The following is a 24,957-nucleotide window of genomic DNA, read 5'->3' as shown; positions in this document are numbered from 1 at the left end:
TCAGCTTTTTAGATAAATGAAATATATTTGAGAGTTGAACAATGCCAAACGTGAACAAAGTAATTTTAATGGGTGTGCTAGGTCGTGACCCTGAAACTAAGAATTTTCCCAACGGCGGTAGCGTTACCACATTCAGCGTTGCAACTACCGACCACTGGAAAGATAAGACCACTGGAGAGCGCAAAGAGGCTACAGAATGGCACAGAATCAGCACCAGTAACCGATTAGCCGAGATTGCTAGTAAGTACCTCAAGAAAGGCAGCAAGGTTTATATTGAGGGCAGCTTGAGAACAAGGAAGTGGAAAGACCAAAGCGGTGCAGATCGGGAGATAGTCGAAGTTCGGGCGGATGTTCTGCAATTGCTTTAATCGAAGCTCCCTAAATATGGGGAGCTTTTTTATTGGCTGAATGGTCAAGATAAACAAGACTGATGAGTTGGTTACCAATCAAGTTACCAATCAAGTTACCAATCAAGTTACACCGTTATGGCTCTTTTTATAGGAGTGCAAGTGTGATTGTTCTATCAATAATTTATTGTTTTCTAAGGTCAATCCAAAATTGGATAGGGCTAACCAGTGGGGGGAGTCATAACTTATGGATTAACCCAAAGCGGAGACCGCCACCATCCGCACGTATAAAAAAATTTCTGTTTTTGTTAAAAAGTTAACTTTTTGTTAAAGCAGATACAATGAATATCATTATTTTAGAGCCTAAATAATTAGGGGAATTAGTGCGCTTTATGTCAAAAGGTAGCGTGGAAAATTACAGCTTTATAAGTATTAAGCAACTTAATCTAAAAAGTTTATTCAGTGCTGATGACCTGAAAAAGTATAAAAATATCAGCATCACCGCAAGCAACGACTACGGCAGTTATAACCTGAGCTTAACTCATTCACCTTGCAACTACGGCAGCGCAAGATTTTGGTTTTTATGCTCATGCGGTAAACGCTGTACCAAACTATATTTTAAGTGCAGAACATACGCTTGCAGACAATGCCAGCAACTCAACTACATATCACAACAATGGAATAAGTCGGATATTCCCCTACTACGCGTCAGACGGCTAAGGAGTCGATTGCAATGGTCACAAGACGTTAGAGATTGGCCGATATATCAAAAGCCTAAAAACATGCACTACAGAAAATTTGCAGCACTTGTACGAGAGCTAGAAAAAAGAGAGCAGGAACGGCTGCAAATGTTTATTGTCTATTTAAATCGGATGGGCATTAGGTGAATGTCAGGTTGTGACCTTAGGATTACTTAGGATTTACGCCGTTCTGAATCTCATGTTTTATCAGGTTTACTTTTTTTAAAGCAGTCCGAAAAACTAACATTTACTAACATTATGATGACGTAAAATTGCGTTGGCTAAATCTATGTTTTAAAAGCAAAGCTCAAAATTGAGCATCGGCATTCACTGGACGAAAACTTGACCACACTTCAAACGCGACCAAGTGAGTAACTTAAAGTAACTCAGTCAACAAAACGCGCGCGCGCGAGGGAGAGAGTAAAACGTGGTTTTAATGCTTAAAATCCCAATAGAGTTACAGTGTGATTATTCGGGCGGTTTACTGCTACAAATAGCCTGAACATTGGACTACCCCCCATTGGTCAAGATGACCATACCTGAGCCACCAGTAAAGTGAGCAGCTTAAATATTTAGGTTTTCATTCCACCAAAAAGAGGAAGCGAAAAACACAGCAAACAATTGTTGAAGTGCTAGAGAATCAAGAAAAACGCGCGCGTGCGAGCGAGTTTAAATCCTGAGTTGGACTCCCCTTTTCTCCACCAAACCCGACAAAAAAACAGCCTAGCAGCACATAATTTGTATCCCAGTTTGTATCCCTAACTTTTTAATAATATTTTTATTATTTATAAACAATAATTTATTAATTTAGTTCAATTGACGCCACCCCAAATACCTTTAATAAAAAAGCCACTTACATAAGTGGCTTTTTTATTGACAAGATTTTTATATTTTTTAAATTCTCAAGAATATCAATAATGTACAAAACAAAAAAAGATTCATTATTTGAGTAAATATAGAATAAAACCCTCAAGCAACTGATTTAAATATCAATTTCATCATGTTTATTTTAAAAATAGATTTCACTTCGATATTTACATAGTGAGTACTTGACCTTCCTATAATGGTAAGGTCTATGCTTTAAGCAATCAAAGAATATTTATAGGTAAATCCCATGGGAACCGAAATAAATCAAAGATTAAGCTTACAAATTGAAGGTATGACTTGTGCAAGCTGTGTAAGTCGTGTTGAAAATGCTATTAAAAAAGTTGATGGTGTACGATCAGCCTCAGTAAATTTAGCCACTGAGCGTGCAGACATTACACTTAATAAGCCTTTAGATCGTCAATTATTAATTCATGCAATTGAACAAGCAGGCTATGATGTTCCCAAAGACAGAATTGAATTATCTATAAAAGGTATGACCTGTGCCTCATGTGTTGGTCGTGTCGAGAAAGCACTCAAAGCCATCTCTGGTGTAACTGAAGCAAATGTCAATCTTGCAACTGAACGAGCAACAGTAAGTGGTTCGGCAAGTGTAGAGGCATTGATCGCAGCAATAGATAAAGCTGGATATGATGCTGTAGAAATTCAAGCTTCAATTGCTGATCCATCTGAGCAGCTTCAGAAAAAAGATCAAGAACGCGCTGAACTTAAACGGGATTTAATTCTTGCCACGCTTTTTGCTTTGCCTGTGTTTATTCTTGAAATGGGCTCTCATCTAATTCCAAGCTTTCATCATCTGATTGCTCAAACCATTGGGATGCAAAATAGTTGGTACATACAATTCGTACTGACTACCCTTGTTTTAATGATTCCAGGTAGAAGATTTTATTTAAAAGGCATCCCCGCTTTAGTTCGTCTAGCACCAGATATGAATTCTTTGGTAGCCGTTGGAACATTAGCTGCATATCTATTTTCTATAGTGGCTACCTTCATTCCAGACACACTCCCTTCGGGAACAGTCAATGTTTATTATGAAGCTGCTGCGGTTATTGTTGCTTTAATCTTACTTGGTCGTTTTCTTGAAGCAAAAGCAAAAGGACGTACTTCAGAAGCGATTCAACGTTTAGTCAGTTTACAAGCTAAAACAGCTCATGTTCACCGTGATGGACAAATGCTTGAGATTGCAATTGATCAAGTTATTGCTGGTGACACGGTGATTGTAAAACCGGGTGAAAGAATACCTGTTGATGGAAAAGTGACTGATGGAAATAGTTTTGTCGATGAATCCATGATTACAGGTGAACCGATACCTGTTGAGAAAGTGATTGGTAGCGATGTGGTAGGTGGTACGATTAATCAAAATGGAACACTCACTTTTACAGCATTAGCCGTTGGTGGTGAAACCATGCTGGCGCAAATAATTCGCTTAGTTGAGCAAGCACAAGGCTCTAAAATGCCGATTCAAGCGGTAGTCGATAAAATCACCTTATGGTTCGTACCAGCAGTAATGATTGCAGCAGTGCTGACATTCTTAGTTTGGTTAATTTTCGGCCCATCTCCTGCCCTAACTTTTGCCTTAGTAAATGCAGTCGCAGTACTGATTATCGCTTGTCCATGTGCTATGGGTTTGGCAACACCTACATCGATCATGGTGGGTACAGGTCGTGGTGCAGAATTAGGCGTGTTGTTCCGTAAAGGCGAAGCTTTACAGCTATTAAAAGATGCAAAAATTGTAGCTGTTGATAAAACAGGTACTTTAACTGAGGGACATCCAGAATTAACTGATTTTGAAGTCACATCTCAGTTTGAACGAGATCAAGTTTTGGCTGCTGTAGCTGCTGTTGAATCCCGATCAGAACATCCTATCGCAAAAGCGATTGTTGATCAGGCCAAACTAGAGAACTTAGTTCTTCCTAAAGTTAATCACTTTAATTCGGTTACGGGTATGGGTGTATCTGCAGTGATCAATGATGATATTCAAATTAATATCGGTGCTGATCGTTATATGCAGCAGCTTGGTATTGAAGTACAGCCCTTCGCAACAACTGCTTTACGTTTAGGTGATGAAGGTAAATCACCACTTTATGTTGCGATGAATGGTCAACTAGCAGGAATTATAGCGGTTGCAGATCCAATTAAATCCACGACTCCCGCAGCGATTCATGCTTTACACCAATTAGGGCTGAAAGTCGCAATGATCACTGGAGATAATGCACGTACTGCTCAGGCGATTGCAAAACAATTAGGAATTGATGAGGTGATCGCTGAAGTCTTACCTGAAGGAAAAGTTAATGCAGTCAAAGAGCTAAAATCCCAATATGGTCATATTGTCTTTGTTGGTGATGGCATTAATGATGCCCCTGCATTAGCTGAAGCCGATGTAGGTGTAGCGATAGGTACAGGTACAGATGTTGCAATTGAATCGGCAGATGTCGTGCTCATGTCTGGCAATATGCAAGGTGTAACAAATGCAATCGCCTTATCCAAAGCCACAATCGGCAACATTCATCAAAACCTGTTTTGGGCTTTTGCTTACAACACCATGCTAATTCCTGTTGCCGCTGGAATATTATATCCAAACTATGGAATTTTAATGTCACCCATCTTTGCTGCAGGAGCTATGGCATTATCTAGCGTCTTTGTATTAGGAAATGCACTACGTCTACGTCGTTTTCAACCACTCTCAATACATCTAGGTTGAGGAGAATAAGATGAATATTGGTAAAGTATCTCAAGCTTCAGGGGTCTCAACCAAAATGATTCGATACTATGAACAGATTGGTTTGATCCCGACTGCGGGGCGTAATAATGCAGGTTATCGCTCCTACTCAGCGACTGATATTGAACGTTTAAAGTTTATCAAGCGAAGTCGAGAATTGGGATTTTCAGTTGTGGAAATCTCAGATTTGCTTGATCTGTGGAATGATCGCAATAGACAAAGTGCTGATGTAAAACGCTTAGCACTCGGACATATTGAGAAATTAGAACAACGCATAAACGACTTACAGCAAATGGCGAATACGCTGAAAGATTTAATCAATTGCTGCGCAGGTGATGATCGACCTGAATGTCCGATTCTTGAGGGTCTCAAAGAACCGAGCAATGAAAATAAGGAACAGCATCACCATAATGACCTGCTGTCAATTTCACCATTAGCGAAGAAAAAATAAGGTATTAAAAAGGGCTACGAAAATGTAGCCCTTAAACTTTGTCTAAATGATTTTAGCGCGGTGGGAAACCTGCTTCAGTCAATGCTTCAGCAACCTGCTCTTGTGTTGCTGTTGTTTCAACTGTCACTTTACGACTTGGTGGATCAGTAATCACTTTAGCATTTGCATCCAAAGCTTGAATTGCTCGAGTAACACCGCGAGCACAACCACCACACGTCATATTCTCTACATGGAATTCCATGATATCTCTCCAATAAAATAGATAGTTAATAGAATATATTCCTTCCCATCATTGTAAGGTCAAGCGATTTTTTACTTGATCCTCTTTAGAGTTAGGTTACACCTTAGCTACAAGAAAAAACTCGGAGAACAACTCCAAGTTTAATTCAATGATTTCCACCTAAATCATGCGGTTAATGTGGTGCAGGGCCACCTACTATCGGCTTAGGTTTAGGACTTAACCAAATTAATAGACTCGCAAACACAAACACCAAAGCCAAAATCATAAAGACATGATTTGCTGAAATCGTAATTGCTTCTTTATCGACAAGATTGGCGATCGTTGCCAAAGTAGCATCAGAAGAAAACCCATTTTGCAGCAATGTATTTTGAACCTCTTGTGGATGCAATGAATTAACCATTTCACTACGCGCCACTTTGGTGTGATCATCCCAAATCGTAACTGCAATCGAAGCACCGATTGCCCCTGCCATGGTTCTTAGAAAATTCATCAAACCTGCAGCAGATGCCATTTCTTGGGGAAGAACCGAGCCCATTGCAATATTAGACAACGGAATAAAGAAAAATGGGACAGCAAAACCCTGCAATATCTGAGGCCAAGCCAATGCCATAAAATCTGCATCAGTTACCCAAAATGCACGCATTAAGGTTACAACACCCAGCAAAGCTAAACCAAAACTCGCTAAAGCACGTGGATCATATTTGGTTGATAATTTGGCTACAATTGGAGACATCGTCAAACTACCAAAGCCCATAGTTGCCGTTAGATAACCAGCCCATGTTGCGGTATATCCTAGATTGATTTGCAACCACTGTGGGATCAATACAATACTGCCAAAAAATGCCCCAAACCCAAATGCTAAGGCAGTGACAGAAACTGCAAAACCTCGATGCCTAAAAACATATAAATTTACAACAGGGTGTTTTTCGGTTAACTCCCAAATCATAAAAACAATAAAACCAATCACGGCAATTAAAGCTAAAACGATAATACTACTACTGTTGAACCAGTCCTTTTCATGCCCAAGATCAAGCATGAGTTGTAACGCACCAATCCAAAGTACCAGCAATCCTAACCCAATCGCATCTATGCGTAATTTTTCTGTTTTGGTTTCAACTACTGACAACAAACGCATCGCAGCGAGAACACAAAATATTCCGACAGGTATATTGATAAAAAATATCCAATGCCATGATAAATTATCGCTAATCAAACCACCTAAAATAGGACCGAGAATAGGTCCAATCACCGTTGTCATTGCCCATAGCCCCATCGCTTGAGCATGTTTTTCAGGTGGGAAAATACGCATCAATAATGTTTGACTCAGTGGCATTAACGGTCCACCACAGAGTCCTTGTCCGATCCGGAAAAAGACCAACATTTCTAATGAAGTCGCTAGACCACATAAAAATGAAAAGACCGTAAAGCCAATCAAACCAAAGACAAAGACACGAACCGTGCCAAATCGCCCTGCCAACCATCCAGTTAAAGGAACACAGATGGCTTCAGCCACTGCGTAAGACGTAATCACCCAAGTTCCTTGAGAACTTGAAACGGCGAGGTTACCAGTGATATGAGGAACAGAAACGTTAGCAATCGTCGTGTCTAACACCACCATAAAGTTAGAAAGTGCAATTACAAAAGCTGCAAGCAATAATCGCCCACCACTAAGTTCTGCAAAAGGATTCTGAGTCTTCATAATGAATTACTTCGATGCGAGATCAATATCTACTTGCATTGAAAGACCTACTCGCAGAGGATGCTCAGCCAACTCTTTAGGATCTAAGGTGATGCGCACAGGTAAGCGCTGAACCACTTTAATCCAATTTCCAGTCGCATTTTGTGCAGGAATCAATGCAAAAGCAGCACCTGTTCCACCTGAGAAACCTTGAACTTTGCCGTGATAAACGACTTCATCCCCATATAAATCAGATGTTAATGTCACAGTTTGACCTGCTTTCACTTTTGCCAATTGGCTTTCTTTGAAGTTGGCATCTACATATAACGCTGAAACTGGTACGACAGACATCATGACTGTTCCAGGTGCAACACGCTGTCCAATTTGAATATTCTTACGTGTTACAACACCATCTACAGGGGCACGTATAACCGTTCTTTCCAAATCTAATAATGCTTGATCAACATGTGCTTTTGCCACTAAAACATCTGGGGTTGAAGCCTCATTGACACCTTGAATCAAAGCATCGTTTGCAGCCAAAGTACTTACCGCAGCATTACGACTCGACATAGCTTGAGCAAGTCCTGCTTGAGCAAGCTCTAAACTAGCTTTTGCAGTCGAAACAGCACTTTGTGATTTACTTAATTCTTCTTTAGAAATTGCACCTGAAGCAGCTAGGTCGTTACGACGTTTTAACTCTAAACTCACTCGATCATATTCAGCTTGGGCTTTATTGACTTGAGCTTGAGCACTTGTGATTTCATCTTTAGTTACGATCACTTGTGAATTCAGAGAACTGCTATTTGCTTGGCTTTGTTTGTATTGACGTTGTGCTTTTGCTAGCTCCGCTTGAGCCTGTGCAAGTTGAATTTGTGCATCTCGTTGGTCGATTTTAACTAAGATATCGCCACGTTTAACCTGCTGTGTATCCTTCACTAAAACTTCAGCAACTTGTCCACCGATCATAGAGGTCACTTGTGCTGTTTCAGCACCAACATAGGCATTATCAGTGCTTACAGAATGATGAAAAAATAATGCCCAAATCCCATACAAAATTGCAGCTATGATAAGAATCAGGGCAAATAGTCCTAAAAACTTTTTACGCTTTGCTTTCATTGCATCATCAGAAATAGCTTCAGATAAAGCTTGCTGTTCGTTGGTTTGGGAGTCAGTCATAAATTATTCCTGAAAATTAAATAGATCATTTACTTCTGTTTTAATCAGCCGATCAGTCTATGTATCGAAACTTAACCGAAAGTTAAAAACAAAAGATAAATATGAACAAAAATTTCAGTGCATTCTACCGACAAATAATCATATTACGAGAATAAAAAAAATAACTGATGCGTTCAGTTCTAGCATTTTGATAATAATCAAAACTATTTGTTTTCAGAAATAAAAAAAAGCGCCGAATGGCGCTTTTTTGAAATTTTTCAAAAAATTAGAAAGCATATGATGCGATTGCAGTCGCTATTGGCTTATCGTCATCATTGACCATCGTCATGCGCATCGTGCATCCCTTACGCCCTAAACGTAAAGTTTCTGCACGAGCGATAAAATATTTACCACGACCAGGTGCAAGATAATCTACACGTATATCAACAGTAGCCAAACGAGAAACTTTTTTAATAGTATCGGGTAAATCCTCAGGCGTTGCACGGCGATATAGCTGTTCCATTGCAACCACTCCACCAATACTATCCAACATCGTTGCAGCAACACCACCATGCAAAATCTGGAACGCAACATTACCAATCAACTCTGGTTGCATCTCAATGTAGCCTTCAATTTGATCATCAACTACACGCATGACCATGCCACAGTGCTTAAAAAATGGTGAAGAATTAAATGCTTTACAAAGCTGTTTTAATACCACGCCATGATCGGCTTTAGCACCTAACTGAATATTACCTGTCCAGTTTTTCTTTACATCATTCATACGCTGCCTGAATCCATAGATCGAAGCTGATGAGCGTTGATAAATGCCTGCAAAAGCCCATGACTTATCATGAACACTGCATCACATGATCAAAATTTCAACAGCCCTTTTGAAACATCCCATAATTTTTACAAAACCAAAATTATAGGGCTACAATAGTGAGGACATCGAATTGACCTAAGCCGCTAAGTTCTCCCCTAGCATGACTTAAATGATTCAATTATTCCTATAGTGTAATACTGAACATCGAGATTGTTATGACTTATACGTTCAATCGTCCTGCTTTCCCTGCGACTCGCATGCGCCGTATCCGTAAAAATGACCAATTACGAGCGATGGTAAGCGAAACACAATTGACAGCTAATCACTTGATTTATCCAGTTTTTGTACTACCAGGACAACAGCAAGTTCAAGACATTCCGAGCATGCCAAATATACAGCGTTTATCTGCTGATTTATTGCTCAAAAAAGCAGAACAACTTCTTGAGTTAGGTGTTTCAAAGCTTGCATTATTTCCCGTTACCCCACAAGAAGACAAAAGTTTAACTGCTGAAGCAGCATGGCATGAAGATGGATTAGTACAAACCACTTGCCAATTACTAAAAAAAGAATTACCTGAAATGGTACTCATCACTGATGGTGCACTTGATCCTTATACCACTCATGGTCAAGATGGCATTATCGATGAAACAGGCTATGTGTTGAACGATGAAACTGTTGAATGCTTAATTAAACAAGCATTGAGTCATGCTGCGGCAGGTGCAGATGTTGTTGCTCCAAGTGACATGATGGATGGTCGTATCGGAGCAATCCGTCAAGCACTTGAACAAAACGGTTTTATTTATACCAATATCATGGCGTACTCTGCTAAATATGCATCAAGTTTCTATGGTCCATTCCGTGATGCAGTTGGCTCTGCTAGCAATCTAAAAGGTGGCAATAAATATAATTATCAAATGGATATCGGCAACCGTGCAGAAGCATTACATGAGATTGCTTTAGACATCCAAGAAGGTGCGGATATGGTCATCGTTAAACCAGGAATGCCATATCTAGACGTTGTTCGCGAAGTAAAAGATACTTTTGGCGTACCAACCTTTGTCTATCAAGTTAGCGGTGAATACGCGATGCTTGCAGGAGCTATCCAAAATGGCTGGTTATCGGACAGCGTTATCTTAGAATCATTAATGTGCTGTCGTCGTGCAGGTGCAGACGGTATCTGGACTTATTTTGCTGAAGAAGCCGCACGTAAACTCAAAGAGATGAAATAACTCTCCGAAGCTACAACACTCCTCACCTCTTTAACAAGGAGGGAGGAATCTTTAAATTGGTTTGACGTTAATATGCATATTGCCATCATTGGTGCAGGGATCAGCGGCTTAATGACAGCTCTGGAACTTGCTGAACAAGGCTGTTTTGTTGATATTTTTGATCAACAGCAAGCAGGTCAAGCTGCATCTTGGGCTGGTGGTGGTATTTTATCGCCTATGTATCCGTGGCGATATGCACCCGAAGTTAACCAATTAGCTCAGTTTGGAAAACCGCTCTATCAAATGTGGAATGAAAAACTCTACCCAATCACTGGGATTGATTTTCAGATTCACGATACAGGAATGCTAATTTTCGATCAGGACGATTTTGATATTGGGTTGAGCTATGCAGCTAAGTTCAATGAACCGATGCAACAATCAGAATATTTAAGTCAGAATCAGCTCAATCAGATTAATCCTCGTGTTTCAGCAAAATTCGAAGAAGCCATTTATTTTCCTCATCTATCCAATGTGCGGAATCCTCGCCTACTTCAATCGCTGATTAGTTATTTGAAACAACATCCTTTGGTTCGTTTTTTTGAACATAGTCCAATCGAAAAATTAATCATTCAAAAACATAAAATTAAGGGCTTGCAGAGCGAAGATGGTCACCAACACTTTGCTGATCATGTAGTTTTAACTTCAGGTGCGTGGACAAAGCATTGGGAAGAACAGTTACAACTGAATATTCCTGTTCGTCCTATCCAAGGTCAAATGTTGTTATTCAAAACACCTGAAAATTGGCTTCCAACGATGTGCATGAATCAAGTGATGTATCTGATTCCACGTCAGGATGGTCATATCGTCTGTGGTTCAAGTATGGCGGACTGCGGTTTTAATACCACTGTAGATGATCAAACTCAGCAAGACATTTTGACAGCGTGCCTAGAAATGGTTCCTGAGCTAGCTCAATTTCCAATCGTAAAACGTTGGGCAGGCTTGCGCCCTAGCTCACCACATGGCATCCCATACATAGGGGCCATTCCAGAGGTTGAAAATTTGTGGGCAAACTTTGGACATTTCCGCAATGGATTATGTATGGGAGCAGGTTCAGCACAACTGCTGCGTCAGCTCATTCTAGAGCAACCGACATGTGTTGAACCAAACGCGTACTCTCCAACCCAACTACGAAAGAAACTCTTAGTCGTCGAGTAAAATTTCACCTAATGCCATATCTAAAGTTGGATATTGAAACTCAAAACCAAGAGCTTGTAAGGCTTTAGGCTGTACATATTGACCATTTAAAATCAATTGTGATTGTTCGCCTAGAGCAAGCTCAAATACGAACTTTGGCAATGAGATAAAGGGTTTCCGCTTTAAGATTTTGCTAGCAATCTTAACGAATTGCTGTTGATTTGTTTGCTCAGGTGCAACGAGATTGTAAACCTTCTGCGCACTATTGGAGTCAAGTAAAAACACTATTGCACTTAACACATCTTGGATATGAATCCACACTACTGGCTGTTGCCCTGAACCAATCTTACCCGCGGCATTTAATCGAATCGGCAACAACATTTGCGGCAAAATTCCACCACCTTGACCAAATACAACCCCTAAACGAATAATTTTCGTATTCTGTTGGGAAAACTTTAAAGCCGTTTGTTCCCAAGCTTGGCAAAGCTCAGACATAAAAATTGCCTGTGCTGGGGTGTTTTCATCACAACTGGTATTCCACTGCTCTTGTGGATCAATACCATAGTAGCCAATCGCTGAGCCAGAAATAATGCATTTAGGAAAAATATGTTGCTGTTGCAACCACTCATAAAGTCGTTGGGTGGTATTGACACGACTATTAATTAATTGCTGTTTACGCTCACTACTCCAGCGTTTCTGACCAATATTTTCGCCCGCAAGATTGATGACATAATCAATTTGTTGGGTTTGAATCTGCTCAAATGAAGTCACCCATTGCAGATCAGGGTGTTGTGAAGATTTATTCGTTTATCGTGTTAGCGCAATGACCTTGTACTGTCTTTTCAACAAAAAAGGTAAAAGATGAGAACCAATAAATCCACTCGCCCCTGTTACCAATACAGTCAATTTTTGCATCGCACTACCTATCAAAAATCATGTGTATAGATAGTCTTAACAGAACAAGGGTGAATTACAAGTGAACTTTATTAACCTAGTTAAACATCTTGTTCGCCATTCGTTGTGCTTGTGCGCCATAGAACCACAATGTGATCAAATATAGAGGTATTGCAAGCATCAACCACATTACTACAACGATCACAAGAAAATTTGGCTGCTGTAAATACGCAATAAAGTTCTGCCAAACTTCAGGATCATTGCGACTAAAAATGAATAACCCGAGTAATAATCCAAATAAGTTGTACCCCCAAAAAATTAAACTAAACATCAAAGTGAGTTTCTTTTTTTCAGTTGCAGTTGGGGCACGGCGTTGCTGTTTTAAAAATTTGAATAAAACAAAAATAATAGCAATCAAATACGGAATTGCTGTGAGTACACCTGCAATATTATTTGGTAAAATAGCAGCCAGCACGCCTGCTACCAAAGTTGAAACCAAACAAATAATAAAAAACCATAAATAATATAAACGAAGTGAAATCATGTAGTTAAACCCAATTTGAGTGGTTTCATTAATTAATTATAAATTTTTTTCACTTTTTTTTCATTTTTATGTCAACCGATCAACATTCTATAGCGTTATATAGGGTACAAGGTCGCAGCAACCGAATCTAAATTGCACGGCATCCGCAACGATTTTCGGTGACCTTTCATTATGACTCTCCATCTTTAGCATTTGTTTTGTTAGCAGCCAAAACTTTTGATAAAGATTTTGACCGACGATTTATCATCACTCGAATCGTCGGTTTTTATTTTTCTAATGATACAAAAATAAAAATATAGGATTAGCCATGAACTCGATTATCTATTTTGAAATTCAATCCTCCAATCCCAAACGCGATACTCAATTTTATCAAGGTGTCTTTGGTTGGCATTTCAAGCATGTTGATGGCTTACCCATCGAATATTATCGTATCGAAACGGAAGGGATTCATGGTGGATTACTTCAACGTCCAGTCGCAATCCCCTCAACTGAATGTGGTACCAATGCTTTTACCTGTACGATTGAAGTAGACAATTTTGATGAAACCGCAGCCAAAATTTTAAGCTTGGGCGGTCTTATAGCGATGGATAAATTTGCGATTCCTCATCGTTGTTGGCAAGGCTATTTTCTCGACCTAGACAATAATGTCTTTGGTATATGCGAAATAGATGAGAATGCAAAATGACAGTGTTATACTAAATTTCATAAAATTAAGATAGTTAATTCAAATAAAAATGAAATGTCCAAACTGTCAAAACGAAGTTGTGAATGAGAATATCAATATCCAAACGGATATGGGGAAATGTCAAAACTGCAATCATCTATTCAGAGTATCTGAAAATTTTGATTCATCACCCCAATTCGCTTTTGATATTAATCAACCACCCAAAGGTGCTTGGTATAAAAATGACATGCAAGAAATTAAACTTGGTGCAACCTTAAGAAGTCCAATCGCCTTTTTCTTGGTTCCATTTATGCTGATATGGTCAGGCGGTTCATTGGGTGGGATTTATGGTACCCAAATAGCAAACCAAGAATTTAGTCTTTTACAAAGTTTATTTGGTATCCCATTTATCATCGGCACATTAATCTTTGGTTTTTTTACTTTACTCGTCCTGTTTGGAAAAGTTGAACTCACCATAGATCGTCAAGGTGGAAAGGTTTTTACAGGCATTGGGAAATTAGGTAAATCCAAATCTTTTATGTGGAATGAAGTGAGTCGAATCAGAGAAAATCATATTCAAAATGCTTCCAACAAACAACAAGGACAAATTTTTATAGATGCCGCGCAACCCATTCGCTTTGGTTTGGGCTTATCTCCAGAACGTCAACATTATATATTTCATGCATTAAAACGAATACAAATGCAGTATAAACCTGAAAGAAGATAATTCATGGCTTTTCCAATTGAGGAACAATATATTTTAGACGCTGAAAAAGAACTCAACCTTGTATTTCCATCATCTTTTAAAAATAAAATGATGATCGAAAATGGTGGCGATGTTTTTGTTGAAAATGATAATTGGCAAATTTTCCCATTTTTCGATCAATCCAATCAAAAAAGAAAAATACGTACATGCAACCATATCTTGCATGAAACAAAAATTGCGAAACAATGGACTGGCTTTCCATTACATGCCATTGCGATCGCCCGTAATGGATGCGGAGATTATTTAATTTTTCTTCCGCAGAAACACGCCCCACATACGCTTTCAGATCTAGTCCATATTTGGTTTCACGGCACCAATGAAATTCAAGCAGTTGATTTAGATTTTAAAACGTTGATATAGAGCCTATGTTAAAATGCTAAATCAACTTATCGCATCGGTATTTGATGATTAAAATAAAAATTTGGAATTATTTACCCTGAAACTGTGGCAAACGTCTTTCCAGCATGGCTCGAACACCCTCTTGAGCATCCTCAGATTCAAATAGTGGTTTAAGGTAGTTATCCATTTTATCAAAGGCAACTGTATGCCCTAAAGTCACTCCATCGGTTGCAGAAGCTAATAGAGCCTGCACAGCAAGTGGCGCAGCAATACAAATCTCTTTAGCAACTTCGATCGCACGCTCAAGTTGCTTACCTTTTTCTATAACCTCAGAAACAAGATTCAACTCATTGGCTTTTTGAGTATCAAAGGTTTTACCTGTAAGCAAATAAGGCATCGCTTTTTGCCAACCTGCTGCCTGTACAAAACGAACCGTTGCACCGCCAAAAGGCATAATCCCTCGTAGTACTTCGAGTTGCCCAAACACAGTATCTTCACTAGCTATTACCACATCTGCATTGAGCATGAGTTCCACTCCAGCGGTATAACAAATACCCTGCACTGCAACCACAACAGGTTTAGTTCTATGTCTTCCTCCAACGCCCCAAGGATTAATTTGAGCATCGGCAAAATTAAAAATCCCATGCGGAATTTTCGCTTGTAATTCCACTAGGTCTAGACCAGCGGTAAAATGATCACCATGCGCAAAAATGACAGCACAACGTAATTCAGGATTATTTTCATATTCTGTTAATGCTAAAGATAAATCATCAATCATATGGCTATCAAAGGCATTGCGTTTTGCCACACGATCTAAACCGATCAACATAATATGATCAATCATTTCACGGCTTACTTTTCCTAAGCTCATTTTCTATTTCCTCATTTTTTTAATAACTTCGACTCTACTGTCAAATATAAATTTATCCAGTCATTGCTGATTCGTTCCTGTTCCAGTCGCTTATTTTTATAGCAATTCTTTCTTAAAGCATGAAACAAACTCAACTCTTCTGCTGTTAAATATTGCGGTTCGCTAAAGACAGAATCAGGTTCATCGACCATTTTATCCTGAAATTGCAGTACTGTGGCTTCATCCATCATTAAAGGAATAACATCCGGAATTTTTTGGCGTACCATGCTCAGGATATTTAAACCCTCTGAATCCAGATCACCCCAGTAATAAACTTTTTTATGTTGTAGCCAAGCCGCATTGAGCCATTTGATATTTTTACCGCCGCCACAGACCACGATACTGTTTTCCAACATAGGTAAGGCTAAACCTGACTGAATATTTTCAACCACAATAATATGTTGGGCAGGCAATTCAAATTCTGTCAATACATCAGTCGAAAGCTGAAAGACTGGAAATCCACCCAATGATTGTTGCACTTTGGCACATAAGGGTTTGATCATTAGCCAGCCTTTAGGATGATCCAGACAATTAAGCCAACTGAGTAATCCACCTGTTGCTTGTATTTCGCCTTGATGCAAGACATCACAAATAGCTTCCACAAAAATCAGATTTTTTTCTAAAAATTTGGTATCGACATGCTGTAAAGGCAATGCTCTTAAATAATGCCCTGCGCCCATATTTGCTTTAAGCTGGGCAATCAAGTGGATCAGTAATTGCCAATCATGTTCAGGGTATTGTTCAATCTGTTCTAAATATTCAATTAATGTAGAAAATAGTGCATATTCTATATGTGGCTCTACAAATAGCTGTTGCAACAGAAAGGAAATTTTGTCTGAAATTTTTTTAAGTCTCTGTTGCTGTCCTAACAACTCCACCATGACATCTAATGTAGGAATGACCAGTTTGACAGGGACATGCTGTGTTGCCAACTGTTTAAATTGACGTTGTTGCCATTCCACCAGATCAGGATAGGCAAAATTTTTCCATGTCTTAAAAAATGTATGGAAATGATCTATATCTGCAAATGCCTGCTGACCTGTCGGGGCTTTGAGTGAAAGTACAATCGGGAATGGACGTTGATGGCGCAAACGTTGTTTTAAATGCCGTGGATGATCCCATTCTTTCTTGCGTAACTGAGCGATGGCATCATCAGGCAAAATTCCCCATGCTACTGTTTTAGCCATGAAGCTCAATTCCAAGTTGCTGCGCCTCGGTGGCTATGGTCTGTTTGCGTTGCTGCATCCGTTCATCAATCTCTTGCCATGTGACTTCACATAAATGACTTTCATGTTGGTCAATATCACGTTCAGCAATCAGTAATGATCGGGCAGATTCACGTGCCAGATTCAGGTTTTTATAGGGTGTAATCAGATTGACATGTATTTTCAGTGCCTTAAATACTTTTAGCACACGACGACTAACTGCTTCAGCGGTATTGGAAAAAGCTTCATCTAAAAATACAGTGCTATAAATCGGGTAATCATAACCATCAGGTGTCAATACATAAGCTAAACTTGCTGCGACAATGGTACCTGCAAAGGATTCTTTTTCACCGCCTGATTTTCCACTAGAGGATTCCAACACATCCCTTATTTCACTTGTTTGCGCATCCACTTCTTCGGCATGGAATGACATTTGATAACGAGGATCAAGCAAACGTAAACTTTCCTGATTATTGGCAGTTGCCGAGCTACTGGCTCTGTCCAAAATCGCCATTAACTCCGCCAAGTGTTTAAAACGACGTTCATATTCTTCACTATTCACGCCAGATAAAACCTGTTTTAAACGTTGTTCGAAATCGTGTACATGTGGATATTTTTCTTTCTTATAGCCCAGTCTTAAATAGCTGCCGAGCTTAAATTCCGTGCGTTGTAATACCTGATTAATCATGTCAATTCGGTCAATGATTTCTTCCCGATTTGCATTCAATTTATCCTGAATCACACTTAAAGACTGAGCGGTGTGTTTATGCAAACGTTGCTGGAATTGCTCAACCAGATTCGGCAAACCCTCCTGCTGTAATTCCTGCAAATAGGCAACATAATCTTCTAAAGCAGCCAGCCCTGTCGCCCATTCTCTTTGTAAAGGAATATGTGCCCATTTATCTTTACTGCGGAATGACACCATAATGCCATTGGCTGTATTGCTAAGCGTCGTTTTTTGGTCATTTGCCTGCTCAATTAAACGCTCAAGTTTTCGTTCGGCTTCTGCCTGCAACGCATCATCTAGTTGTTTGACTTCGCCTATCCGTTGTTTCAATAACTGTCGAGCATCATCACTGATTCCGTGCTCGGCTGCTTGTTGTGCTTTTTGCTGTTTTAACTGGGTATCACGATGTTGCTGTTCTAACTGACCTCGGATTTTTTGTGACTCACCTTTTTGTAAGCGAATCTGTTTGAGCTCATTTTTTGCATCTTCCCAACGCTGGCGAGCCTGTTCAGCATCAGAATCTGCCTGCTGTAAACGCTGCAAGTCCTGTTGGGTTTGTTGCTGACGTTGTTGCCAATACGGTAAATTAATAGTATCCCATTGATAACGCTGCAATCTTTCCCACAAGCCTTTTTGCTGATTCACATTATTAAGTAACTGCCGAGCCTGTTCAATCTGTTGGTATAGCTGTTTAAGCTGTTGTTCTAACTGACTATATTCATGCTTAAGCAAGCTCAGACGAGAGGTATTGGAAAAGCCCAGACACCATGCTTTACGATCATCAACACGTTGTTGGTCTTTTTTCTCAAAGCGTCCTCGTTCTAAATGAATTAAGCCCTGTTGAGTCATGGAAAATGGCATATGATCCAGTATTTGGGTATCACTCACGCAATTTAAATCAAAACGCTGTAAATGCTGTTTTAACCAGTCACGATAGGCGTGTTCTCGCCAAAGCAACTTCCCAAGAAAACCATTGTCCTTAAAATGGACATGCTCCACTTGTTCTAGATTAACCACCTGTAAACGCACATGGGTTTTATTATTACGCGCATTGACCCATTTGGTCACCATCGAATAACGATCCTGTGGCACAAGTAATGCAGTTTTGAGTCCACCTAATGCTCGCTCAATCGCGCCTTGCCATGCTTTTTCGTGCTCTTTAACATCAATCAATTCCCCAATAAACATCAGTTCATGTTCATCAAAAGATAAATGCTGTTTTAATTCATCACGTAAACGCAATAAATGCACATCATGAATATTACTATCGGGTCTGGCTTCAATTTCCTGAATATCTTCCTGAATATCTTTGAGCTGTTGTTGGGTTTGTGCGTATTTTCCACTGATTTCAGCAAATTCATCCTGACGTTGCTTGGTATCCTGTTCAGTATTGACCAATTTTTCAGTCGCAATGCCCTGATTTTCCAGCAAAGCATGCTCGGTTAAATCATCCGCAAGTTGTAACTGTCGGGCATCGTCCTGATAACGAGATGCTTCTATAACCAGACTTTTGAGTTTATCTGTAATAAAACCCAGTTCTTTGTGCAGATTTTCAATCTGATGACCACCCAACTGTAAATATTCCTCATGACGACGTTCCTGCCGTGTCTCTGCATCCTGTTCCAGTTGTTCAATCTGCTGAAATTGTTGTTTGAGTTGTAGCAATTCCTGTTCAAGCTGCTGTAACTTTTCAGTCCATAATGCGGCAAATAATTCACCAAAATAAGCAGCAATCGATTGTTTTTCCAAATGAAGCTGCGCTAAACGCTGCGTCAATTCGGCAATTTGTTCAGCACATTGTGGCAAACGCTCTAAATGCTCCACCTGTTCACGCGTATCCACCAGATGCTTATAATTGGCTTCTAAATCAGCAAATTCATTCACCGCCGTTTGTGCAGTTTCTCGTAAATTACTCGGCTCTAATACCAATTCCCGAATCAGCTTGGTTAAATCATCAATTTTCTTTAAACCCAATGCTCGGGAAAGTAATGCAGGTGCATTCTGATTGTCCATAAATAAATATTTACGGTACATATCCTGATAGCTTTTAAAATCACTTTCAAAATAATGAATACGCTGATCTGTCTTGGGATTAAAATGCTGTTTCAGTTGGCGTGTATTACCATCGGCAAAAATCTCTAATACTTCAGTCAGTAAGACATTGCGACTGGCTATCATATATAAACGATTGACATCACTGAGTGAATTTTTGCCTTGTCCAAGCCAAAACAAGCCAATCAGTGTAATCTGAGAACCATCCTCTGCAATATACAAGGCTCGTAGTGCCGTGGTTACAGCTTTTTCTCGTTTACTTTTGACTTTGGTACTGGAACCATCATGTTCAGAGCCGTAACTGCCGCGCATATAGGTCACTAAAGAACGATCTGAACGGTCACCCTGTGCGGCTGCTACGTTAAAACTGGCTTTGCTGGCAGGTTGTAACAATGCCATCAGTCCATCAATAAAGGTAGATTTACCAGCACCATTGTCACCTGTAATCAACGTCCCTTCAGGATCAATTCGGGCTGTATGTAAATTATGGAATGAGCCCCAGTTAAACACGGAAATCTCAGCCAGACGAATTTGTCCCTGAGCAAATAAAGTATCCAAAGTCATTTCTTGCATTATACCTTTCCTTTATTCTGCTCGCATTGATGCATAGCTGCTTTATCTGCCAGTTGCTCATATTCGGTCAATAAACTTTGTAGAAATTCAGCATTGACCACATAACGGATAATCGGTGTAATTTCATAACGTCCATCCTCACCTCGTATTACACTGAGAATTTTCTTTTCACTGAATTTATCTAGTGTGCCACTTAGTTTTTTACGGTCTTTACTGTCATGATTGGTAATCGGAATAAAAGGAATCAAACTTGCCTGAATTCGTTCCAGATCAATAATAATTTTTTGCTCACCTGCGGTTTCCCGCTCCTGATAATATTTCCGTAAAATGAGTAATACCAAAGTGTCATATAAGGTTAAGGTACGCTTTCGAATCAGCGTAGGGAAATCATCTGATAATGCTGTATCGTCATTTTCATCATTGATGTTTTCAGTATTAATAATATACGCCACGCCCTGTTTGGCATCTAAAACCAGTTGAATATATACTTCGGCAAGATGCTGGCGAATCACTGTTTCATAACGACATAACACATCAAACAGTTTTAGATTTTCAGCTGCCAGAATCGTTCCCTGTCGCATCAAATAGACCAAAACCCGTCTGGCTTCATGCGGCATACTAGATAGTTCATCACTTAACTGTAAATCGCTCTCCACCTCTTGATCTGCTTCAACTTCTATCAGTTCTTCTTCGACTTCGACTTCGACGATGCGCTGCGGTTGAATATCATGATTTTCGTCTGATGTTGGGCGACGCACCCTATCAAAAAAACTGCTCTCTTGTGGTTGCATGTCTCTACACTCTTATAATGCCAATTCATCTAAATTTTCAGGGAATAATTCTGCACTTAAATAATAGGTCGGGATACGGGCTTGTAGATTCACGCCATGTTGATCCTGAAATTGAATCTGCTCATTTTGTTCTGTTAATTGCGGCGCTTTAATGGCTTTGGCAATTCGTAAGTATGCCACCAATTCCTCCAGACCTGCCTGTAATGGATGTTCTTGGGTTAAATGTGCAATACTCATAATCCCTTTTTTCAGCAATGTATGGCGTGCTTTCTCAGCAACCTCTCGTACCTGCACACTGTCCAGATAGTGCAGCATTTGATTACTCGGTTCTTTACGATTTTGTTGTTGCTGTACGCCACGTGTATCCATGTGTTCATTCGGACTTTTCAAAGCAAAATTTTCAGGTGAGCTGATCTGAACCGAACCGACTGCCAAATCCACCTGCATTTCGGTTTTTAAATCACACTGCTGTTCCAGTGTTAAATTCACTGCCTGTTTTTCCAGTTGCGATAGCAAACGCTCGATCATACGATTTTCCAGTGCAGCTCCACTTTCAATATATGCCCGCAATCCCTCTTCAGTACGGCGACGCACCTGAAATACCCGACCACTTTCCCGCGCCAGTTCACGCATGAGCTGTCCTAGATATTTCTTTTGTGCTTCACTAAGTTGCTGTGCTACAGGGTGATTGAGAATACTGCGTAGTTGTTCCCGAAACTCAGTGGAACGATCCTGATCCTGTAATAATTGACAGAAACCATCAAAAGCACTGCCAGCATCGCTCTTGGCAAGTAATTGCTCTTTTTGCATCAATGCCAGTAACACTTCACCTCGTGAAGCGTTGCCCTCAATCATATCAATTCTTAACTCTTTATCTAACTGACGAATTTCATCTTCGACTCGCCTAAAATCACCTGTTAAAATAGAAGCCAGTTGATAAATTTCCCGAATCCGTTCTCGTTGCTCCGTTTCATTGAGCTGCGTAACCACCCCTGCATGCAAGTCATCAATTTCTTGTTGAATCTGGGCTTTCTTTTGTTCTAATAAGTTGACACGATCATCAATACTGTCGCTAATGGCAACCACGAAATCCCGTACTGCATCCTGTACAATTCTCAAATGTGATGCAGTAGTACTGCTATGACGCTCGTCCAGATTGCGACAAAAACGCAATACTGTTTCACTGGCATCAGTCTTGCTGAGCATGTCGTCCATTTCACGCAACCAGCCTGCCTTAATCCAGCTATTTAAATAATAGGCTGCATTATTTTCGGTTTGCCACAATCCCTGTTCGCGACTATATTTAATAAATTCATCCAGTAAGCTTCGGGCACGACCATAGGGAACTTCGGTTTCTTCGACAAATAAATCGGCAATAAATGCTAAAATGTGTGGTGCATTTTCTGCTCTTAATAATTTCCAGACTGGACTTTCATGATATAAACGGCGGTAAGTTGCCTGTATCCCCTGAATATTCATATTTTCTCATACATCATGAATATAAAAACTTATCATATCAATAATTCAGTCAACTCTATAGTTGACTGAATAAACTCAACGACTCAAGATGTCGTAGTTATAAAAAATACATTTTTAAGCATCACTTTTAGGACTTACGCACTATTATTTATAGATTCTCTGTGGTAGCAGATGATTTTTATCGAGAATAAAGTCATCAATGAAGTTTTTGATCATTGGTCTAAATAATTTCTTCTGCCAACGATATATATTTTCAAAGATCCGCTCAAACTGGTTCTTTTGTATCTCCACGTAGGCCATCAAGGCTGAAAAAATATGATTCAAAATCAGTTTAGACCGTCTTACTTGAAACTTTTCAATATGACAAACCTGTTTAATCACTCGGTGATATTGTTCTATTTTCCAATGACTTGAATGTAATTCATGAAAACCCTCAAAGGACAATAAATCATCTTCATCTTGATACACAATATAAAACCTCTGCTGTTCTTTTAACTGAGTCTTAAATAATTGTACAAAGCCAAAATCTTTGAGCCAGACCACTTGACCCTGATGGAAATTCGGCAATAAACGCAGTTGAAACCATTGTCCTTTTTCTGGGGAAACCTTACGGTTACAGTCGATACCAAACATAAATCGAATACCATGTTTTCTTATGGTTTTTAGATTTCCAGTCGATGAATACCAACTATCACCTGTAATAAATTGAATCTTTGCACCCCAACTGAGTACTTCACTTAACATATCCATAAAGTAATCATTCTTGGTTTTACCCTCAGATTTGTCATAAATTCGGAAATTAATTGGAATATTTTGACCATTCTGATCTGTCGCATACAGGGTAATGAGATTAATCCCCTTGACGGATCGGTGGTGTTTGCCTGACCAAAAATAGCTAACTAAGTCCATATGCTGACTATATGGTTTATCTAAAACAGTATCATCAATACTGACTATAAGTTTATTATTATCAATATGTTGAATTGCTTCTTAATATAGGTCGTGAGGTGTGTAGTCTTCACGCTCTAGAAAGCGATTTACACTATCATGCGAGATATTATAAGTCTCGGCAAGTTGTGCGCAGCTAATAGAGTTCGGTTCTGTCATGAGAAAGCCCATATAAATGGGTAATGTACATGTTGCTGTAGAAGCATGTTTAGTTCGTCTGATCACAGATACTTTATAAACTATTTTAGTATTTTTTTGAATTCGTCAATGCGTAAGTCCTAACTTTTATCTTTAACCATTCTTTTGCAAATTGTCATGTACAAATTTATGCTACCTTATTCCCATACAAAAATAGGGATTTTCTATTTCATGACCGTGCGTTTTTTTCATACGTCTGACTGGCATTTGGGGCAATTCTTTTATAATCATTCCCGCCATTATGAACATGAACAATTTCTGACATGGTTACTTGAACAAATCAAACAGAAACAACCGCATGCCTTGCTGATTGCAGGCGATATTTTTGATGTGATCAATCCAAGTTCACAGGCACAAAAACAGCTTTATCAATTCCTTGCCGATGCCCATGATCTTGCACCACAGATGCAAACATTGATGATTGCGGGAAATCATGATTCAGGCTATCGGATTGAACAAGTTGAACCCTTACTTGAAAAATATAATGCCAAAACAGTCGGAGTAATTCGCTGGAATGAAGATAAAAGCTTAGATTTAGATCGTTTAATTTTGCCGATTTATGATGAACAAAAACAGATTGTCGCATGGTGCATTGCCCTGCCTTTCTTACGTTCAGCCGAAATCACAGGTTTCAATGAAAACACCACAAACAGTCAAAATGCGATTGCTTATTTACATCAACATTTAATCGCAGAAGCAAAACGCCGTAAAACCGATGATCAAGCTTTAATTCTGATGTCACATGCACATATGCAAGGTGGTGAAACTTCAGATTCTGAACGACCAATTATTATTGGTAATGAAGAAGCACTTTCAACCACGCTGTTTGACGATGAGATTGACTATGTGGCTTTAGGTCATCTGCATAAGCCACAGAAAGTTGGGCAAGATCACATCCGTTATAGTGGCTCTCCAATTCCTTTGTCATTTAGTGAAATTAACTATAAACACCAAGTGCTTGAAGTCACGATCGATCCTATTGAAACTGGAAATCAAGTTGAGTTTGAAGCAATTGCCATTCCACGAGCGATTCAATTACACAAAATTAAAGGTGAACTCAATGACGTCATACAGCGACTCAAAAATCTGCCACAGGGTGTCATTGAATGTATAGATCATCGTGAATATGTTGATATTGAATATCACACAGCCACGCCTCCTCAACCGAATCTCAGACAACAATTTGAAGATGCCCTGCCTAAAGATCGTTACCGTTTAGTGCGGATTTCACGACAATATTTATCCAATCAAACCAATGCAGAAATTGAATCAAAAATTAATTTAGAGCCACCAACACCCGAAAAACTGTTTCAACAAATTTGGGAGAAAAAAGGCTATAGCGCTGATGATGAAGTCACCAAAGACTTTTTAAGCTTAGTTGCTGAAGCACAGAAAAAACTTGAAGATGATCAAACAGTTTAAG

General features: G+C 39.4%; 20 protein-coding genes and 2 pseudogenes. 10 read left to right on the top strand and 12 right to left on the bottom strand.

The window, feature by feature from the left end:
- Positions 1-41: 41 nt before the first annotated feature.
- From ssb to cueR, 4 genes are all read left to right on the top strand, one after another.
- Positions 42-368 carry a single-stranded DNA-binding protein gene (gene ssb / locus IRT38_RS07860; protein ID WP_194597377.1) on the top strand — a complete coding sequence of 109 codons (327 nt, stop codon included), beginning with the start codon at positions 42-44 and terminating at the stop codon, positions 366-368.
- Positions 369-739: 371 nt separating this feature from the next.
- Positions 740-1,234: a hypothetical protein gene (locus tag IRT38_RS07855; protein ID WP_194597376.1), complete on the top strand. Its 495-nt coding sequence runs from the start codon at positions 740-742 to the stop codon at positions 1,232-1,234.
- Between the two features lie 967 nt (positions 1,235-2,201).
- Positions 2,202-4,673, top strand: coding sequence for a heavy metal translocating P-type ATPase (locus tag IRT38_RS07850; protein WP_194597375.1), 2,472 nt, complete (start codon positions 2,202-2,204; stop codon positions 4,671-4,673).
- Positions 4,674-4,683: 10 nt separating this feature from the next.
- The gene (gene cueR / locus IRT38_RS07845) at positions 4,684-5,142 is read left to right on the top strand and encodes a Cu(I)-responsive transcriptional regulator (protein WP_194597374.1); all 459 of its coding nucleotides are present in this window, start codon (positions 4,684-4,686) and stop codon (positions 5,140-5,142) included.
- 52 nt (positions 5,143-5,194) lie between these two features.
- Here cueR and IRT38_RS07840 read toward each other — a convergent pair whose 3' ends face one another.
- The 4 genes from IRT38_RS07840 to IRT38_RS07825 all read right to left on the bottom strand — a co-directional run bounded on the left by IRT38_RS07840 (position 5,195) and on the right by IRT38_RS07825 (position 9,000).
- A complete protein-coding gene (locus tag IRT38_RS07840; protein ID WP_039047325.1) occupies positions 5,195-5,383 on the bottom strand; it encodes a heavy-metal-associated domain-containing protein in 189 nt (62 codons plus the stop codon).
- A gap of 172 nt (positions 5,384-5,555) precedes the next feature.
- On the bottom strand, positions 5,556-7,082 hold the full coding sequence (locus IRT38_RS07835) for a DHA2 family efflux MFS transporter permease subunit (protein WP_194597373.1): 1,527 nt from the start codon (positions 7,080-7,082) through the stop codon (positions 5,556-5,558).
- A 6-nt stretch (positions 7,083-7,088) separates the two neighbouring features.
- The gene (locus IRT38_RS07830; protein WP_194597372.1) at positions 7,089-8,237 is read right to left on the bottom strand and encodes an HlyD family efflux transporter periplasmic adaptor subunit; all 1,149 of its coding nucleotides are present in this window, start codon (positions 8,235-8,237) and stop codon (positions 7,089-7,091) included.
- A 265-nt stretch (positions 8,238-8,502) separates the two neighbouring features.
- Positions 8,503-9,000 (bottom strand): thioesterase family protein, encoded by a 498-nt coding sequence (locus IRT38_RS07825; RefSeq protein WP_112986371.1) that lies wholly within the window; start codon positions 8,998-9,000, stop codon positions 8,503-8,505.
- A 257-nt stretch (positions 9,001-9,257) separates the two neighbouring features.
- On the opposite strand from IRT38_RS07825, the gene hemB reads away from it, so the two are divergent.
- Positions 9,258-10,271, top strand: coding sequence for a porphobilinogen synthase (gene hemB, locus IRT38_RS07820; protein ID WP_004913864.1), 1,014 nt, complete (start codon positions 9,258-9,260; stop codon positions 10,269-10,271).
- A 72-nt stretch (positions 10,272-10,343) separates the two neighbouring features.
- Positions 10,344-11,465, top strand: coding sequence for an NAD(P)/FAD-dependent oxidoreductase (locus IRT38_RS07815; protein ID WP_194597371.1), 1,122 nt, complete (start codon positions 10,344-10,346; stop codon positions 11,463-11,465).
- On the opposite strand, the pseudogene IRT38_RS07810 reads toward IRT38_RS07815, so the two are convergent.
- Positions 11,451-12,359, bottom strand: a pseudogene (locus IRT38_RS07810) (TIGR01777 family oxidoreductase). The gene IRT38_RS07815 and the pseudogene IRT38_RS07810 sit on opposite strands and share 15 nt — an antisense overlap.
- A gap of 76 nt (positions 12,360-12,435) precedes the next feature.
- Positions 12,436-12,882 (bottom strand): ABZJ_00895 family protein, encoded by a 447-nt coding sequence (locus tag IRT38_RS07805; RefSeq protein WP_004913870.1) that lies wholly within the window; start codon positions 12,880-12,882, stop codon positions 12,436-12,438.
- Positions 12,883-13,189: 307 nt separating this feature from the next.
- On the opposite strand from IRT38_RS07805, the gene IRT38_RS07800 reads away from it, so the two are divergent.
- From IRT38_RS07800 to IRT38_RS07790, 3 genes are read left to right on the top strand one after another with little or no spacing between them, the layout of a single operon-like run.
- Positions 13,190-13,567 carry a VOC family protein gene (locus IRT38_RS07800; RefSeq protein ID WP_042891303.1) on the top strand — a complete coding sequence of 126 codons (378 nt, stop codon included), beginning with the start codon at positions 13,190-13,192 and terminating at the stop codon, positions 13,565-13,567.
- Between the two features lie 49 nt (positions 13,568-13,616).
- Positions 13,617-14,273, top strand: a complete 657-nt coding sequence (locus IRT38_RS07795) for a hypothetical protein (RefSeq protein ID WP_004913876.1) — start codon at positions 13,617-13,619, stop codon at positions 14,271-14,273.
- A gap of 3 nt (positions 14,274-14,276) precedes the next feature.
- Entirely contained in the window at positions 14,277-14,672 is a 396-nt protein-coding gene (locus IRT38_RS07790) for an SMI1/KNR4 family protein (RefSeq protein ID WP_194597370.1), read from the top strand.
- 67 nt (positions 14,673-14,739) lie between these two features.
- On the opposite strand, the gene IRT38_RS07785 is transcribed toward IRT38_RS07790, so the two are convergent.
- From IRT38_RS07785 to IRT38_RS07760, 6 genes and pseudogenes are all read right to left on the bottom strand, one after another.
- Complete coding sequence (locus IRT38_RS07785) at positions 14,740-15,522, bottom strand: crotonase/enoyl-CoA hydratase family protein (RefSeq protein ID WP_194597369.1); 783 nt, start codon at positions 15,520-15,522, stop codon at positions 14,740-14,742.
- A gap of 11 nt (positions 15,523-15,533) precedes the next feature.
- Positions 15,534-16,748 carry a Wadjet anti-phage system protein JetD domain-containing protein gene (locus tag IRT38_RS07780; protein ID WP_004799659.1) on the bottom strand — a complete coding sequence of 405 codons (1,215 nt, stop codon included), beginning with the start codon at positions 16,746-16,748 and terminating at the stop codon, positions 15,534-15,536.
- Complete coding sequence (locus IRT38_RS07775; protein ID WP_004960005.1) at positions 16,741-20,118, bottom strand: ATP-binding protein; 3,378 nt, start codon at positions 20,116-20,118, stop codon at positions 16,741-16,743. The genes IRT38_RS07780 and IRT38_RS07775 overlap by 8 nt, the downstream gene beginning before the upstream one ends.
- Positions 20,118-20,909: a DUF4194 domain-containing protein gene (locus IRT38_RS07770; protein ID WP_004960007.1), complete on the bottom strand. Its 792-nt coding sequence runs from the start codon at positions 20,907-20,909 to the stop codon at positions 20,118-20,120. Before IRT38_RS07770 ends, IRT38_RS07775 begins: the two co-directional genes overlap by 1 nt.
- A 12-nt stretch (positions 20,910-20,921) precedes the next feature.
- Positions 20,922-22,388 (bottom strand): DUF3375 domain-containing protein, encoded by a 1,467-nt coding sequence (locus tag IRT38_RS07765; RefSeq protein ID WP_151814641.1) that lies wholly within the window; start codon positions 22,386-22,388, stop codon positions 20,922-20,924.
- Positions 22,389-22,532: 144 nt separating this feature from the next.
- A pseudogene (locus IRT38_RS07760) lies at positions 22,533-23,561 on the bottom strand (transposase).
- Between the two features lie 144 nt (positions 23,562-23,705).
- Between IRT38_RS07760 and IRT38_RS07755 the strand changes: the two are divergent.
- Complete coding sequence (locus IRT38_RS07755; protein ID WP_004960013.1) at positions 23,706-24,956, top strand: exonuclease SbcCD subunit D; 1,251 nt, start codon at positions 23,706-23,708, stop codon at positions 24,954-24,956.
- The last annotated feature ends 1 nt before the right edge of the window (position 24,957 follow it).

The organism is Acinetobacter sp. SK-43, assembly GCF_015351505.1.
Taxonomy (GTDB): Bacteria; Pseudomonadota; Gammaproteobacteria; order Pseudomonadales; family Moraxellaceae; genus Acinetobacter; species Acinetobacter junii.
This window is presented reverse-complemented; position numbering and strand designations above follow the sequence as displayed.